The following is a 12,823-nucleotide window of genomic DNA, read 5'->3' on the forward strand; positions in this document are numbered from 1 at the left end:
TATTCTACCCATCCCAAATATTCATACCGCTCCTCCTTTTTCTATTTTGCAGATAAACTTCTGCAGATTCTGCCTCATGGAGTTGAACCATGAAATACCCGGACAGAGTATACAACTGGATATACAGTAAGAGGCAACAATGAATTTACATTGCTGCCTCAAAACTATTATTATTTATCGTCCTTCATAGCATCGGAAACAAAAATAATAGTCTCCTGATGCCCCGCGGGCCACGGCGATCCCAACAGTCAAAATATTGGGACTTTGAAGTCCTCTTGCATGATTCATCATAAATCGTCCAACTGAATAACACTCTTCATAACATGCCTGATCTGAAAAACTCACTCCGACGCCTTCACTCGTGAAGATTAAAGACTCTCCAGGAGCACCATAATAATGAAAAGGTTCACCAGTATCAGCTTGAGCCATATTATTTGCATGTGCCTGGGATGTAGCAGTCAGATCAGGCGACAATGTAAGCGTTCCTAAACCTCTGTTTACACGTTCGTCATTTAATCCTCTTAAAAATTCCTGTACCATCCTATTAATATCCAATGTGCTTTCCGTTGTTGGAACCGCTGTTGTAGGTACTGTTGGTGGAGTAGCCGTTGTTGATGGAGCTGCTGTTGTAGTTTCCGGTGCCACGGTGGTAGGTGTGGATGGGATCGGCTTAGTATCTACAGCCTTTGTACTTGTTTCATTGGTAACATCCATTTTTGTAGGAGTATTTGGCTTTTGAGTTTCAGTTACCTTTTCGGTCTTTACACTGGAAGATCCTGTTGGATACCCCTTAGACTCTTTTGTATTCTGGGGGCCAGTTTCAGATATTACGATTCCAGCTGATCCTCCAATGTCTTCCTGTCGATTATAGATTACTGTAACTGTTTCACCAGTCACCTCATTTTTCTCCAGCGAAATGATGCTACCATCTTCAGTACGAAGCGTCTCAATAACCCTATAATCTTCTCCTTCTTTTTTTGTTTCGCCATGGTCCATTAAATCTCTCACTTCCTTGGGATTGAACTTATCAACCCCCCGGATAGATTCTTTTTCTTCATCAGAAGATAAAAATCTTTCTAATGATTCTGTCTCCTGAAGCGTATCTGATATAACAGGTTCTGCTGGAGCGCTGCCACACCCACCAATTATTACCATTGAGGCAAAACATACAACTAATAAACGAAACATTCTCATCGTTTTTCTCCTATTCCATGCACACTATCCCATGTACACATCAACTGGAACCGGACTAAGATACGATCCATCAAGCCGGTAAATATATAGATGGGTTGAATACCAACCACGATCTCCTTTATGAGCACGGGTTGACACCCGATATGTTGCTGTATTCCCTGTAAGGTCTGCCAGTTCCCACAAGAGATCATCCTGGCCATTTCGATGTGACCAACTAGCAGTTGACACCTTTTGGCACAAGGCCCCATCATTGAAGGTCACTTTCACGGTATATCCAGAAGGACTGATATCAATTGCTTCCGCTTTTAACACTTTAAGCGGCTCTGATGTTCCAGCCGGCACCGTGACATCCACAGCCACAGGCGATGTACAGGCTGCGATATTACTATCATAATAGACATGGGTATGATATACTCCACTTTCGTTTTTATGATCTTTGGTATTTACCCGGAAAGTTGCCGTATTTCCAGATAACGTTGCCTGATGCCAAATCAGATCATCCTGGCCATTATGCGAGGTCCAAGTCGGCATCATCACTTTTTTACACAGTGAACCATCATTGAGGGTCACTTTCACGGTATATCCGGAAGGACTGATATCAATTGCTTCCGCTTCTAACACTTTAAGCGGCTCTGATGTTCCAGCCGGCACCGTGACATCCACAGCCACGGGTGATGTACAGGCTGCGATATTACTATCATAATAGACATGGGTATGATATACTCCACTTTCGTTTTTATGATCTTTGGTATTTACCCGGAAAGTCGCCGTATTTCCGGATAACGTTGCCTGGTGCCAGATCAAGTCATCCTGGCCATTTTTCGAGGTCCAAGTCGGCATCATCACCTTTTTACACAGTGAACCATTATTGAGGGTCACTTTCACGGTATATCCGGAAGGGCTGATATCAATTGCTTCTGCTTTTAGCACTTTAAGTTGCTCTGCTGGCTGCGTTTTATTGTTCAGTGTCCCATTTGACTGCAGTCTGGTCAATAATTCATAACACATCTGGCTATATGCCGCCAGATGTCCCTGAGTACGGCCGCCAAACAAATCCGTAATCTTTGCCAGATCATCAAATTGTGTGTGCATGATCTGCCCCTCTGGCACCCGGCCATCCGCTGTCTCTACCCGGTAAGGTTTTTCATTTCCTCTCGTTTCATCGTATAGACTGGCTTCGCAATAAATATAAGGAATACCCTGATATGTCCAGTGCATTTGATCTGATCCTTGGACCCTGGTTCCCGCGGGTATTCCTGGAAGTCCGGAATGTGTTGTCAGCCCCAAACCGTTCTCTTCTGAAATTTGCAGCGCCGCATCCCGCAGCCAGGTACTGGCCGCGCCGCCCGCGCCGCCGCCACCATGGACATAACGTTTATCTCCTGCAGCAATGCTATCCAGGTTGATAATGCACATGGCCTTTCCAATACCATAAGTCTGCAGATATTTTAGGGAGCCGATCATCCCTTCTTCCTCATCATCCCAGAAAATAATTCTGATAGTACATGGTAAGGGTAAGGATTTATTGGCAATACGCTGTGCCGTCTCCAATACAACAGAGACGCCTGACCCGTTATCATCAGCACCCTTCGTGATCGGATCACTGTCATAATGTGCCCCGATCACAATTTCTTTATCGGACTGCCCCGGCTTGACAAAGATTAGATTCCTACACGCCTGGCCAGATGCACCAGTGAAATTATGAATTTGTGGTTGATATCCCCATGATTGCATTAATCCAATAATCCAATCGCCGCAGGCCCATGCGCTATTGTTTCCAGCCCCGCGCCCCGGAAAGGATTTATTTATTGTGTTGAGATAATCCCATGCCGCTAATCCATAACCGCTTTCACCTGCACGAGCAACTGCTGGTGACAGCATTACGCTACCCAATGTTAAAATCACTACCATCAGAACTGAAATCCATTTTTTAACCTGTTTCATCTTATCCCTCCTTTTCTATCATAACAAAAACTCATTAATAACTTCCCATACCGATTTTCGTAACTGCCAAAATGAACATAAAAATTGCATACATAATAGAAACTGCAATTTTCACGATACATTTTAGCAAACCGACAATAATATTAACTACTATCATCCTTTTTCTCCCTTCTTCCCTGCTTTTTGGACTCCAGTTTCATCTGTTCTCGCATCCCCTCCTCCGCTATAGCGGCTACCCTGGCTAAAGTAATCATATACTTTTGATTTTGAGGAGATAGCTTGTGCATTATCTCCTGCATTTCCTGCAAATATGTTTCCATAGCCGTTCTCCTCTATTCTTATTAACTTTATGATTTTATAATATCATTTTTCCAATAATTGGTCAATGATTTTTATTAACAAAATGATATTCTACTTGCAGCCAAATAATAGGTATGATATACTCAGCATAGAAAATGGGGTGATTACTATGTCAGGAATTTTAGATCGATTAAAATATTTACGAAAAAACATGCTGAAACTTACTCAATCTCAATTTGCCGGCTGTCTTGGTATTACTCAGACAGCATATTCCATGATTGAAACTGGTAAGAATCCGCTCACGGACAAATGGATCATGGTTATATGCTTTCAGTTTGGAGTCAATGAAATGTGGCTCCGTACCGGCGAAGGAGATCCATTTGTCACATCCCCGTATGAAAAAGAATTTTCTTCTATATACCCCAACCTATCCCCCGTTACCCAGCAGTATCTTCTTGCTTTTGCCAGGGAACTTCTGAAAAAAGAGTTACTTCTTCATGGGCTAGATCCTGAAGAACTCAATAAGCCTCAAGATCAATAAAACCATCCATACGGATGGTTTTATAATGCACTCAAAAAGGCCTTAACAGATGGTTTTATCTCGGATTCAGATTCATCCAGTTCCATTTGGGGTATATTCCAATTAGAATCAGCTTCCACATCTATATTTTGAGATGATTGCATTTCTTTCACTGGTTGTTCTAAATTTTTCACTGTTTTTTCCAGTGTGTCTAACCGATCTAAGATAGATTCCAGTTGCTGCGGCAGAATCTCCTTTGTTTGCTCTGGACTATATGACAAGATAGCCTTAATTATAAACTTTCGATATGTCATACCAGAAGAATTCATGATTTCCCATGCTCTACGCTCTTCTGGAACGTTCAAGTCGAAAGAATAAGATCCGCGTTTAATATTTTCAGCCATAAATTCCACCTCCCATAAATACAAAAAGAGCAGTTTTATGATCTGCTCTCTCATTATTCTTATTATGCAACTATATATTATCACGCTATTTTTATATCGTCTACTTTCATCTACTATCATTTACTTTTCTCACGAAAAATGGCTCCAATCTATCTACATAATTATCCTCTATTTCCTTTGGTCTTATTATAGCCTTTTGAATAAGCATTATAAGTCTTTATAGTATTACGCTCCAACTCATTCAAACTAATAAATCCGCTTTGTTCTAATGCAATCATTTTAATAGTAAAAAAATCGCCATATTTATAGTCTGCATAAACGTTGCCATTTCCATTCCCTGTAAAATGTCTGTTTACTCTTTGAAACACTTTTTTCCCTTGTCCAACATAATACATATTTTTAGTGTGATTATAAATTATGTATACTCCTGCAAAATCATATTGGGTTGATATATGTTTCCTCCCCTTACCTCCATTACTAGAATTTCTTATTTTGAAAAATTCTTTAGGCGTGATCTCCAATGTGTTATCAGCTAAACTTTTAATCTTCTTTTTTATATTTATATTTCGTATTACAAGAAAAGAAATAGATAAAATTATAATTATAATATATATTCCAACAAACTCTTCCATTTTTTTCTATAATCTCCCAGTTTTTCTCACTCGAAAATTTCAAATACACATTCCCATGTCAGGCTTAATGTTACTTATTATTCTTAATTTCAGAATTTCCATTCAGACTTGTTATACTTTTATTCTCCTGTAGGGCCTGCAAATAGGAACCATCCAAAGTAATTTCCTCTGTTGGCTTCAGTAGCTCCTTTAGGTCATGCTGCTGTCCCACATTGGTCACATCAATTTTTTTAACACAGTTTTCAATCCACGAAAAATGCTGAACTAAGTCGTCCATCAAATCATAAATATCCGCCGTTGCCAACTTATTATCGGAAATATAGCCGGAACCTTGACGGTGTGAGAAATTATGCTGTTTGAAGAAACGCCGCAGGTCATCATATGCCTGCCGGTAATTTTTCCCCGTATAATACTCTTGCAGACAATGTGTATCAAGGTCAAAATTAATGGCTTTCAAATATTTTCTTTCCAAATGCTATGCCCTCATAGATTGCTTGTACCTGTAATGGGCAAGCAAATCCTCCTCATTGAAATCTTCTGGGCTATCCGAGTCGTCACTGTCACAGAGTTGCCAGACTGCTACATTGTCCATGAACCATGCCTGCCTTTTCAAAGCGTTAACGATCTTACCAAACAAGCCGAAATCCACCGCCCTCCCGCAATCCCGGTACACCAAAGCCCCGGAACGGTCCTCCATACGAGGCAGACCAGCGGAGTGGAACGCTTGGTCTATTGTATGGTAAATACAGTCCAAATGGTAGATTTTCTCAGCGTTTATCTTATTATCATCCATACGGATAATCATTTTCAACATAGCAGACAACCTCCTTTTTATTTATTATATCACTCGTTCAATGTTTCCACAATCTCAAATATTATCAATTAAAATTTCACTTAGTTACGAATGTCGCAAATTTTATTACCGTTTACGCCTGCGTACATTTTATTCCACCTGGGTAGCTGCGTAAAATTGATTACTGCCATCCGTCAATGCCCTACTCAGTTAACAGTTAAATAAGCATTATCTGCATTCCCTTTTTCAGTATATTTCTAATTATCCAACCAAATCTTAAAAATACAAAAGGTTATTTTCTCCAGAACGCCGGATTACAAAAACCTCTGAATAGTAAAGAAGTTTACCATCCCATTGTTTTATATTATCTTACCCGTCTCCAAGATCAATTCATTACTGTTTTTTTCATTAAATTCTTAGTTTCAGAATTTCCTCTATTTCCTTGATCGCTAAAAATAGCTTCGTAGAAATTTCTTCCTAATTGTTATTTTTTTCTAGTAGGTTCTATATATCCCCTAAGAAGTTTTATCCAGTCGTAAGACTGGATATATAAAAAGAGAATATAAATATAAAAGATATAATATATACATATAATAAAACAAGGCGAAAATGCGCTTATACCAACACATTCAGCACATACTTACTGTTCACATTTTTAGAATAGAAATTTCTTTTTAAGTCTTAAAAATTGAATAGAAAATAAATTAATGGCAGTGATTTTAGAATGATATACTCCAAACAGTGCATGAAATTAGAATGATTTGAGTAAAAAAATCAGGCCGGCAAGATTTTCTCTTGCATGGCCTGCAGCTAAATTGATCTAATATGATTTTGATGAATGTCAAATAGCCATCCCACATCACACAGGACAGCCTATATTGTTTGGAGCTTTATTTTTTCTTTCAGTATTAGGTGAACTAACTTTGGCAATAACCGCCTCCGGACGATCTTTTTCTGTCCTGCATTGTCTCTTCTTAATTGCTCCTGCAGCAATTCCTCAAAATTAAGGTTATCAGGGATCTCTGTTTTATACTGCTGATATAATCTTGCTACATCGTCTATATCCTGATCTCCGACATTTTTCATTTTACATCGGCGTGCCGCAGCAATTACTTGGTTTCGCTTCTCAGCAAATACCTCTGAGAGAGCCTCAGATGGCTTCTGATAGGTTTGCTTTTTAGGGGTGAGGAAATATACTTTATCCTGTAAATGGCACCAGAAAAAGCGTTTTAACGATCTCATATACTGTTTTACCATTCTGGTTGTCACCTGCAGGATTTCTGCGTATTTTTCATAAAATTTCTTTTTTCCTATCTGAGCGCTACCATCTCGATTTCTGGCGGCACCTACCCGTTTCATCAGTTCCATGGCCATAATTTTCTCTTTGGCCTTGAGGGACAGAAAATTTTCTGGTAAGAATATATTTCTTCCAGTATTTAGATATCCTTCTTCTTTTACTGCCTGGATATCACTGCAATCATTACCAACCAGCTGAACATCCCAATCTGAATATGCCTTTTTGGTACAGGAAATTAATCCCACATTTTGGAGGCGGGACTGCACATTATAAAACGTCTGGTATGACCAATTAAGAGCTGCACACACATCTTTATAATATACGCCTACTACACAACCATATGTAGACTGATATCTGGATATGTAAATCAGATAATCTATCTCTGCAGCTGACAGATCTGCAGATTTTATCTTTTCAAAATAGCTCAATCTGAGCTTTTGCACTGTCCTCACCTCCCTGCCAATGTTTTAGGGGTTACTCTTGTGGAAATATGTCAATGCTCTCTTTCAGAGAATATGTTGTTCCTATGAATTTGAATTTTACTGTATTACCCTCATAAGATGTCACCAGGACTCCATTATTGAAAATCAATGTAAATTCATCCCCATCCTCCAGGCGGCCATAATCCTCCGACCATAAATCCAGTGCCTTTTTAATTGCATACATTAATTCTTGCATCTTTATCCTCCAATTCTGGTAGCATAGAAGGCATATCCCCTGATTGATATACTGTTTCTAACTGGGGAGCCATCCACTCACCTACTGTTTTTCCATCCGGTAATACCACATCATAAAAAAATTCTCTTTCAATGGTACTGATACCGGTTTCTACTGCTTCTAACTTCGCTTTGACAATGAGATACAAGGCCTCCATCGGCTGCGGCAAGCTTATTCCCATGCAGCATATGCTGTATCTGCTGTTCTTCTCTTTCTTCCAGCCGGTGTTACCCAAAATTCTTCACTACGCCGATCAGGTAACGGTAAAATAAAGCGGATCTGCCTATTGGCCATGACAAAACCAATCATAGCTGTATTTTCTTTATATCCGGAAACAAATTGCTCTGCACCAGCTCGAATTATCATTTCTTCTAAATCCGCTTTTGTCTTACTTATGGATACTGATGTTTTTTCAGCATATGTGCCCATTTTATCCCTCCTTAGTTTCCCTCCCAATATAGCTGTACACCACATAATGTACAATTTGGCTGTCCCGGCAAAACCTGATGTGTATTTCCCAGGGCTGCACATACAGGACAACTATATTTGATATATGGTATCTCGCCAGGGTTTTCATAGTGACGATCAATAGGTTTTACCTGAGTATAGCGTTTATGAACACTCTTAGATTCTGCAACCTTTCCGGTGATGACTGTAGGCTGCATGTCAATCAGCCTCAGTGTTGACCCAATTTCATCCAAAGGAATATCTAATTCCATAGCTAAGGCCATCAACATATCTTTTAATTTTATGGCATCTATTGTTCTCATTTTTCCTCATCTCCTAAGCGTATCTTTTTCATATGCTTCACGAATCATATCTGTGGATACGTTTTCATGATAAGCTTCGTCATAGAGATCAGCAGATGCTTTGCCGTTAATGGGTAGAACATGGTTTGAATTTACCTTTGAAATCATCTCTGATAGTACAAGCAATGGAGTTATACATCCGCACTTATTACAGCATATGCTTATCCCTGTCGGTACGCAGCTTACCTCTACTTCGAAGTCTTTACCTTTACAATTCGCACATTCCAATGATATTCTGTTCATTTTTTCTCCTTTCTGACAATTCTACAGTTTTCCCCAATATTTATTTTTTGAGAAGGTCGTACATCAATTCATATCCTTTCGCAGTTGCACAAGTATCCTCAATGTATAAATTCATGTCTCTTAAACCGCCCCAAAATTCCATAAAAATGGCCCCTCCACCGCACCATACAATAGGCAGTGTTTCCCGGTTAAAACCAAGTTCTGTTATTTTGGCCACGGTACTTTGAGCATAACTGCTCAGTCCTTTTTCTATTACTTCTTTATATTTTGTTGGCAGCATCGGAGATTTCCCCATCATATAGTTACGGATTTGGTCTTCTTCAATCGCTTGTCCAAAGCGGGTCTGCAGCTCTTCCTGTACCATTTCAATACAGTTAATACAACCTAAATTCAGTGTCCAAGTTTTATCCATATTGGGAATCTGATCGTTTATGAGAGTGAGATTTAATGTTCCGCCCCCCAGATCTGCCAAAAGGAAGGTACTGGGGAATTTAGATATCTGCGGCAGAACTGCAGCATACCCTTGCGGAAAAACTGCAACATCTACTATTTTGGCATGGAAACTTTCTCCTTCGTACTTCCATGTTACCTCCTTATGTTTCTGCAGATATTTGATAAATGCCTGCTTTTCTGTCCCTAATCTTTTTAGGGGTAAGCCAGCAGCTATACAAACTGTTGCATTATTCAACTTTCTGGTTCGCAGTTCCTCTGACAGGGCAGCTAAGGTCAAAATATAATAGTTGTCATTTAAAGTTTTGTTCGGTTGGAAGGGGAGCCGAGTTGCTCCAATGGTATACCACTTTTCTTTATATTCCAGAACCCGTGTGTTTAATGGCGGTTCATATTCCGTCATTGTCACACCTGCTAAAAAATTTCTGTGGGCTGTCTTTATATAATTGAAGCCATGATCGATACCAACAATTACAGATGCCATAATGCTTTCTCCTTTTCTTTTTTATCCAGTACAAGTACATATACGATATATTTTTTTTATTGCATCCTTTCGGATTCTCTGTACCGTGGCGCTTGAGACCTGGTAATGATGGCAAACCCATTGCCAGGTACAGTCTGATAAGTACAGTGCAGACATGATGTTATATTCTCTGGGCGGCAGCCTGTTCAATGATTTGAAAACAAGGTTTAGTTCTTCTTCGGTTTCGTTGATTTGTAGAAGTTCTTTAATATAATCGTCAAATGCACTATCCCGCATTTTGTCTGCTTTTTGTATAATTTGATAGAGCTCTTTACATTGTCCCACATGTACATAAGTGTTTTCTTCTTCTTTGCAGCCAGGAGGGTAAGCTGCTGTAGATATACATAGCTCTTCCAGTTGCTGGCATTCTATCGCAATTTGGCTGCGGCGGTTTTTTATAAATTCTATGTAATCTTTCCGGTTTTTTAGATAATCTTCAACCTTTTCGATTGACAGCAAACGCTCCCCTCCCTTCTAAAAAAAATTCATTGTATATTTATCTGAATGGTAGGCTTGCATCATCCGGAATATCTGGAATCAAGAAGTCTTCTCCTTCAGGTGCTATTGGATCCTGCTGAGTGCTACGGTCATCCAAGAAATATAATTCCAGAACCACAACATCAGTTGTATAGACTCGTTTACCATCCTTATTTGTATAGCTCCCGGTATGGATCTTCCCGATCAGACCTACTCTGCTCCCCCGTACCAGATACCTTTCTACATTGTGTGCCGCCTTATCAAAAGCGATACAGCGAATAAAATCAGCATCTCCTTTACTGTTCCTGCGAACGGCCAATGTAAATCTGGCGGATACGTTGGTATTACCATCTTCTGCAGGAATTTCCCCGTATCGCACTTCCGGATCTTTCGTCAGGCGACCAATTAATTCTACTTTGTTCATAATCTTTTCTCTCCTTTTCTCTTTTTCGGCTGATTTACAGCTAAGGTATTTTCAGTTTCAATTTCTTTTTTATTTTTTAAATATTCATTCTGTGCAGTTTTAAAATCCTTCACTGACATATTGCCTTGAAATACATAAGGATCAAATTCCTCTACTGGATTCATTGATTCATTCCAGGGCATGTCCTCCGGAAGCCATTCCGGTCTGAGGCACCGCGCGGTTTCCTCCATCACCTGCAAGGCCTGTTTAAGAAGAACCTTTACAGCATAGGTATCATAGTCGTATTGGAACCCATCAGTACCGTTGCCATACATATTGTGTTGTTTTACCAGCTCCTGCAGCATTTCCGTAATTTCCTCTTTAATTTCTTTCATTTTGACTCCCCTCAATCGGTCCATCTTCTCAAAGATTTCCTGTGTCTCACTGTATGAAGTAGCCAATTTCTTGACCACAAACAGCCAAATATAAAATTCCATAATTTTTTCTCCTGTACTTGACAAAACAAATAAAATCTGTTATCTTTAAAATAATCTTAGGCATAAGATACTATTTAGTATTCTTATGTTAGTGGTTAGAGAGTGGAGACGCCGCCAAGCATGTTCCGCTCTCTTTTTTTGTTTAAATTTGATCTTGTGTAGTTTCATACTCATTTCTACCTTTCCAGTCCATTTAAACCGCTTATTAAGCAGTTTTTTCTTTGGATTCTTCTTTGTATCCGGCTGCGGCCATAATGATTTTTTGCAGCTCACGCCCCACCTTCTTTTTTTCTGTTTCTGTCAGCTGACTCATATCAATTTCCTGGCCATCGACACACAGAATATTTCTAATTTTCATATGGCACCCCCTTATGTCTTTACTTACCTCACCTTATGCCAGACAGCTTGTACATTTTCCTTAAAAGAATTACTATTATGAAATACTCTTTTCTGCTGGGGCAATGAAATATTCTAATGGCACGTTAAAGTAATTTGACAAAATAAGAAGTTTATCAACTTTAGGGGAACTTTTGCCTTTTTTCCATTCACTAAACAATGTTGAAGTTAATCCCGTATCTTTAGCCACTTTATAGGCTGATACATGTTGTTCATCCAATAAACATTTAAATCTTTCGTATGCAGCACGCATAATGCTTCCTCCTTTTCAGTTTTTTCAGCATTCTATTGACATTAGTTAGAAAATCCTATATAATTCAATTGCTATATTGTATTATATTAAAAAACAGGATTTTAGGATTTTCTAGCTTATCTCTATTATAACTAGGATATTCTAATTTGTCAAGCGTATTTTTTAGGATTTTCTAGTTTTAAAGGAGGCCATTATGTCAAACATGTATGGAATTTTTTCGAAATTACTTAAAGAAAAGGACGTACGTGCAGCTGATGTTTCTAGAGCTACAGGAATTAGTTCCACTGTATTTAGTGAATGGAAAAAGGGTAAAAGTACGCCTAAACAAGACAAATTGCAAAAAATTGCTGATTATTTTGGAGTTTCAATAGAATATCTATTAACTGGAGAAGTAGACCTTTACTATCAGGAAATGTGTGATGACCCAGATATGCGTTCTCTATTTGAAATGAAAAAAGAGATGAAATCTGAGCAGTTTGCTGCTCACATAGAATTACTGAAGAAGTTGCATAATGTTTCCTTAGATCAGATAAAGCAAATTACTGATTCCTTAGACTCCAATAAAATAGAGTTGGAGAAATTTGCTCAGATACATCAGGCATCCGATTTAGAGCAGGAAATTATTATGGCATATTTGGAATTAGATCCCAAAATCAGGAAAATATTTATTGATCACTTTAAGCACAAGTTTTCCCCTACTCCGGATGACCATCTGGATGATTTTCCGGATACACCGGAGGAATTCGAGTTACAATATCCCCCTATCATCGAAGATGGTACAGAGGCTGTATAGGCCCCTGTACCATCTTCTGGATTGATTACTTTAGGTATATCAGCTGCCCTTTGTTGCAGCAAGTATTATAATATATTGTTTTTGACCTTTTATAGTATATTGCATATACCTCCTTCTTCTTTAGATCCGCATACTTGTGAAATAATAATTTTGCTTTTTTCATATGTAACCCCCTATT

The 12,823-nt window shown here is 38.9% G+C and carries 21 protein-coding genes; 2 read left to right on the forward strand and 19 right to left on the reverse strand.

Annotated elements, in window-relative coordinates; all coding sequences use genetic code 11:
* Positions 1–174: 174 nt before the first annotated feature.
* From EV209_RS07990 to EV209_RS16320, 3 genes are all read right to left on the reverse strand, one after another.
* Complete coding sequence (locus EV209_RS07990; RefSeq protein ID WP_130434845.1) at positions 175–1,194, reverse strand: CAP domain-containing protein; 1,020 nt, start codon at positions 1,192–1,194, stop codon at positions 175–177.
* 24 nt (positions 1,195–1,218) lie between these two features.
* Complete coding sequence (locus EV209_RS07995) at positions 1,219–3,138, reverse strand: M20/M25/M40 family metallo-hydrolase (protein ID WP_130434847.1); 1,920 nt, start codon at positions 3,136–3,138, stop codon at positions 1,219–1,221.
* 143 nt (positions 3,139–3,281) lie between these two features.
* Positions 3,282–3,458 carry a hypothetical protein gene (locus EV209_RS16320; protein ID WP_165388865.1) on the reverse strand — a complete coding sequence of 59 codons (177 nt, stop codon included), beginning with the start codon at positions 3,456–3,458 and terminating at the stop codon, positions 3,282–3,284.
* Between the two features lie 149 nt (positions 3,459–3,607).
* Between EV209_RS16320 and EV209_RS08000 the strand changes: the two genes are divergently transcribed.
* A complete protein-coding gene (locus EV209_RS08000; protein ID WP_243647544.1) occupies positions 3,608–3,979 on the forward strand; it encodes a helix-turn-helix domain-containing protein in 372 nt (123 codons plus the stop codon).
* A 20-nt stretch (positions 3,980–3,999) separates the two neighbouring features.
* On the opposite strand, the gene EV209_RS08005 is transcribed toward EV209_RS08000, so the two are convergent.
* The 16 genes from EV209_RS08005 to EV209_RS08070 all read right to left on the reverse strand — a co-directional run bounded on the left by EV209_RS08005 (position 4,000) and on the right by EV209_RS08070 (position 11,852).
* On the reverse strand, positions 4,000–4,362 hold the full coding sequence (locus EV209_RS08005; protein WP_130434849.1) for a hypothetical protein: 363 nt from the start codon (positions 4,360–4,362) through the stop codon (positions 4,000–4,002).
* Between the two features lie 161 nt (positions 4,363–4,523).
* The gene (locus EV209_RS08010; RefSeq protein WP_130434851.1) at positions 4,524–4,994 is read right to left on the reverse strand and encodes a GIY-YIG nuclease family protein; all 471 of its coding nucleotides are present in this window, start codon (positions 4,992–4,994) and stop codon (positions 4,524–4,526) included.
* Positions 4,995–5,064: 70 nt separating this feature from the next.
* Positions 5,065–5,466 (reverse strand): VapD family protein, encoded by a 402-nt coding sequence (vapD, locus tag EV209_RS08015; RefSeq protein ID WP_130434853.1) that lies wholly within the window; start codon positions 5,464–5,466, stop codon positions 5,065–5,067.
* A gap of 3 nt (positions 5,467–5,469) precedes the next feature.
* Positions 5,470–5,808 (reverse strand): hypothetical protein, encoded by a 339-nt coding sequence (locus EV209_RS08020; protein WP_130434855.1) that lies wholly within the window; start codon positions 5,806–5,808, stop codon positions 5,470–5,472.
* 852 nt (positions 5,809–6,660) lie between these two features.
* Positions 6,661–7,527, reverse strand: a complete 867-nt coding sequence (locus tag EV209_RS08025) for a hypothetical protein (RefSeq protein WP_130434857.1) — start codon at positions 7,525–7,527, stop codon at positions 6,661–6,663.
* A 31-nt stretch (positions 7,528–7,558) separates the two neighbouring features.
* Positions 7,559–7,762: a hypothetical protein gene (locus EV209_RS08030; protein WP_130434859.1), complete on the reverse strand. Its 204-nt coding sequence runs from the start codon at positions 7,760–7,762 to the stop codon at positions 7,559–7,561.
* Positions 7,737–7,982, reverse strand: a complete 246-nt coding sequence (locus tag EV209_RS16670) for a hypothetical protein (protein ID WP_243647545.1) — start codon at positions 7,980–7,982, stop codon at positions 7,737–7,739. The genes EV209_RS08030 and EV209_RS16670 overlap by 26 nt, the downstream gene beginning before the upstream one ends.
* Positions 7,973–8,230 (reverse strand): hypothetical protein, encoded by a 258-nt coding sequence (locus EV209_RS16675; RefSeq protein WP_243647546.1) that lies wholly within the window; start codon positions 8,228–8,230, stop codon positions 7,973–7,975. The genes EV209_RS16670 and EV209_RS16675 overlap by 10 nt, the downstream gene beginning before the upstream one ends.
* Positions 8,231–8,241: 11 nt before the next feature.
* The gene (locus EV209_RS08040) at positions 8,242–8,571 is read right to left on the reverse strand and encodes a hypothetical protein (RefSeq protein WP_130434861.1); all 330 of its coding nucleotides are present in this window, start codon (positions 8,569–8,571) and stop codon (positions 8,242–8,244) included.
* A gap of 6 nt (positions 8,572–8,577) precedes the next feature.
* On the reverse strand, positions 8,578–8,853 hold the full coding sequence (locus EV209_RS08045) for a hypothetical protein (protein WP_130434863.1): 276 nt from the start codon (positions 8,851–8,853) through the stop codon (positions 8,578–8,580).
* Between the two features lie 40 nt (positions 8,854–8,893).
* Positions 8,894–9,787 carry a ParM/StbA family protein gene (locus EV209_RS08050; RefSeq protein ID WP_130434864.1) on the reverse strand — a complete coding sequence of 298 codons (894 nt, stop codon included), beginning with the start codon at positions 9,785–9,787 and terminating at the stop codon, positions 8,894–8,896.
* A gap of 21 nt (positions 9,788–9,808) precedes the next feature.
* The gene (locus tag EV209_RS08055; RefSeq protein ID WP_130434866.1) at positions 9,809–10,285 is read right to left on the reverse strand and encodes a sigma-70 RNA polymerase sigma factor region 4 domain-containing protein; all 477 of its coding nucleotides are present in this window, start codon (positions 10,283–10,285) and stop codon (positions 9,809–9,811) included.
* 37 nt (positions 10,286–10,322) lie between these two features.
* Positions 10,323–10,727 carry a single-stranded DNA-binding protein gene (locus EV209_RS08060; protein ID WP_130434868.1) on the reverse strand — a complete coding sequence of 135 codons (405 nt, stop codon included), beginning with the start codon at positions 10,725–10,727 and terminating at the stop codon, positions 10,323–10,325.
* Positions 10,724–11,203 carry a hypothetical protein gene (locus EV209_RS08065; RefSeq protein ID WP_130434870.1) on the reverse strand — a complete coding sequence of 160 codons (480 nt, stop codon included), beginning with the start codon at positions 11,201–11,203 and terminating at the stop codon, positions 10,724–10,726. The genes EV209_RS08060 and EV209_RS08065 overlap by 4 nt, the downstream gene beginning before the upstream one ends.
* A gap of 205 nt (positions 11,204–11,408) precedes the next feature.
* Positions 11,409–11,561 (reverse strand): hypothetical protein, encoded by a 153-nt coding sequence (locus EV209_RS16325; protein WP_165388866.1) that lies wholly within the window; start codon positions 11,559–11,561, stop codon positions 11,409–11,411.
* Between the two features lie 75 nt (positions 11,562–11,636).
* Positions 11,637–11,852 (reverse strand): helix-turn-helix domain-containing protein, encoded by a 216-nt coding sequence (locus EV209_RS08070; RefSeq protein ID WP_130434872.1) that lies wholly within the window; start codon positions 11,850–11,852, stop codon positions 11,637–11,639.
* Between the two features lie 193 nt (positions 11,853–12,045).
* On the opposite strand from EV209_RS08070, the gene EV209_RS08075 reads away from it, so the two are divergent.
* Positions 12,046–12,645, forward strand: coding sequence for a helix-turn-helix domain-containing protein (locus tag EV209_RS08075; RefSeq protein ID WP_130434874.1), 600 nt, complete (start codon positions 12,046–12,048; stop codon positions 12,643–12,645).
* Positions 12,646–12,823 lie beyond the last annotated feature (178 nt).

Origin of the sequence: Cuneatibacter caecimuris (genome assembly GCF_004216775.1) — a bacterium.
GTDB classification, from domain to species: Bacteria; Bacillota; Clostridia; order Lachnospirales; family Lachnospiraceae; genus Cuneatibacter; species Cuneatibacter caecimuris.

Excerpts from the sequence above, each read along its gene's own strand:
- EV209_RS07990 (WP_130434845.1), bottom strand. The coding sequence starts at position 1,194 with ATGAGAATGTTTCGTTTATTAGTTGTATGTTTTGCCTCAATGGTAATA.
- EV209_RS07995 (WP_130434847.1), bottom strand. The coding sequence starts at position 3,138 with ATGAAACAGGTTAAAAAATGGATTTCAGTTCTGATGGTAGTGATTTTA.
- EV209_RS16320 (WP_165388865.1), bottom strand. The coding sequence starts at position 3,458 with ATGGAAACATATTTGCAGGAAATGCAGGAGATAATGCACAAGCTATCT.
- EV209_RS08000 (WP_243647544.1), top strand. The coding sequence starts at position 3,608 with ATGTCAGGAATTTTAGATCGATTAAAATATTTACGAAAAAACATGCTG.
- EV209_RS08005 (WP_130434849.1), bottom strand. The coding sequence starts at position 4,362 with ATGGCTGAAAATATTAAACGCGGATCTTATTCTTTCGACTTGAACGTT.
- EV209_RS08010 (WP_130434851.1), bottom strand. The coding sequence starts at position 4,994 with ATGGAAGAGTTTGTTGGAATATATATTATAATTATAATTTTATCTATT.
- EV209_RS08020 (WP_130434855.1), bottom strand. The coding sequence starts at position 5,808 with ATGTTGAAAATGATTATCCGTATGGATGATAATAAGATAAACGCTGAG.
- EV209_RS08030 (WP_130434859.1), bottom strand. The coding sequence starts at position 7,762 with ATGCAAGAATTAATGTATGCAATTAAAAAGGCACTGGATTTATGGTCG.
- EV209_RS16670 (WP_243647545.1), bottom strand. The coding sequence starts at position 7,982 with ATGGGAATAAGCTTGCCGCAGCCGATGGAGGCCTTGTATCTCATTGTC.
- EV209_RS16675 (WP_243647546.1), bottom strand. The coding sequence starts at position 8,230 with ATGGGCACATATGCTGAAAAAACATCAGTATCCATAAGTAAGACAAAA.
- EV209_RS08040 (WP_130434861.1), bottom strand. The coding sequence starts at position 8,571 with ATGAGAACAATAGATGCCATAAAATTAAAAGATATGTTGATGGCCTTA.
- EV209_RS08045 (WP_130434863.1), bottom strand. The coding sequence starts at position 8,853 with ATGAACAGAATATCATTGGAATGTGCGAATTGTAAAGGTAAAGACTTC.
- EV209_RS08050 (WP_130434864.1), bottom strand. The coding sequence starts at position 9,787 with ATGGCATCTGTAATTGTTGGTATCGATCATGGCTTCAATTATATAAAG.
- EV209_RS08060 (WP_130434868.1), bottom strand. The coding sequence starts at position 10,727 with ATGAACAAAGTAGAATTAATTGGTCGCCTGACGAAAGATCCGGAAGTG.
- EV209_RS08065 (WP_130434870.1), bottom strand. The coding sequence starts at position 11,203 with ATGGAATTTTATATTTGGCTGTTTGTGGTCAAGAAATTGGCTACTTCA.
- EV209_RS16325 (WP_165388866.1), bottom strand. The coding sequence starts at position 11,561 with ATGAAAATTAGAAATATTCTGTGTGTCGATGGCCAGGAAATTGATATG.
- EV209_RS08070 (WP_130434872.1), bottom strand. The coding sequence starts at position 11,852 with ATGCGTGCTGCATACGAAAGATTTAAATGTTTATTGGATGAACAACAT.
- EV209_RS08075 (WP_130434874.1), top strand. The coding sequence starts at position 12,046 with ATGTCAAACATGTATGGAATTTTTTCGAAATTACTTAAAGAAAAGGAC.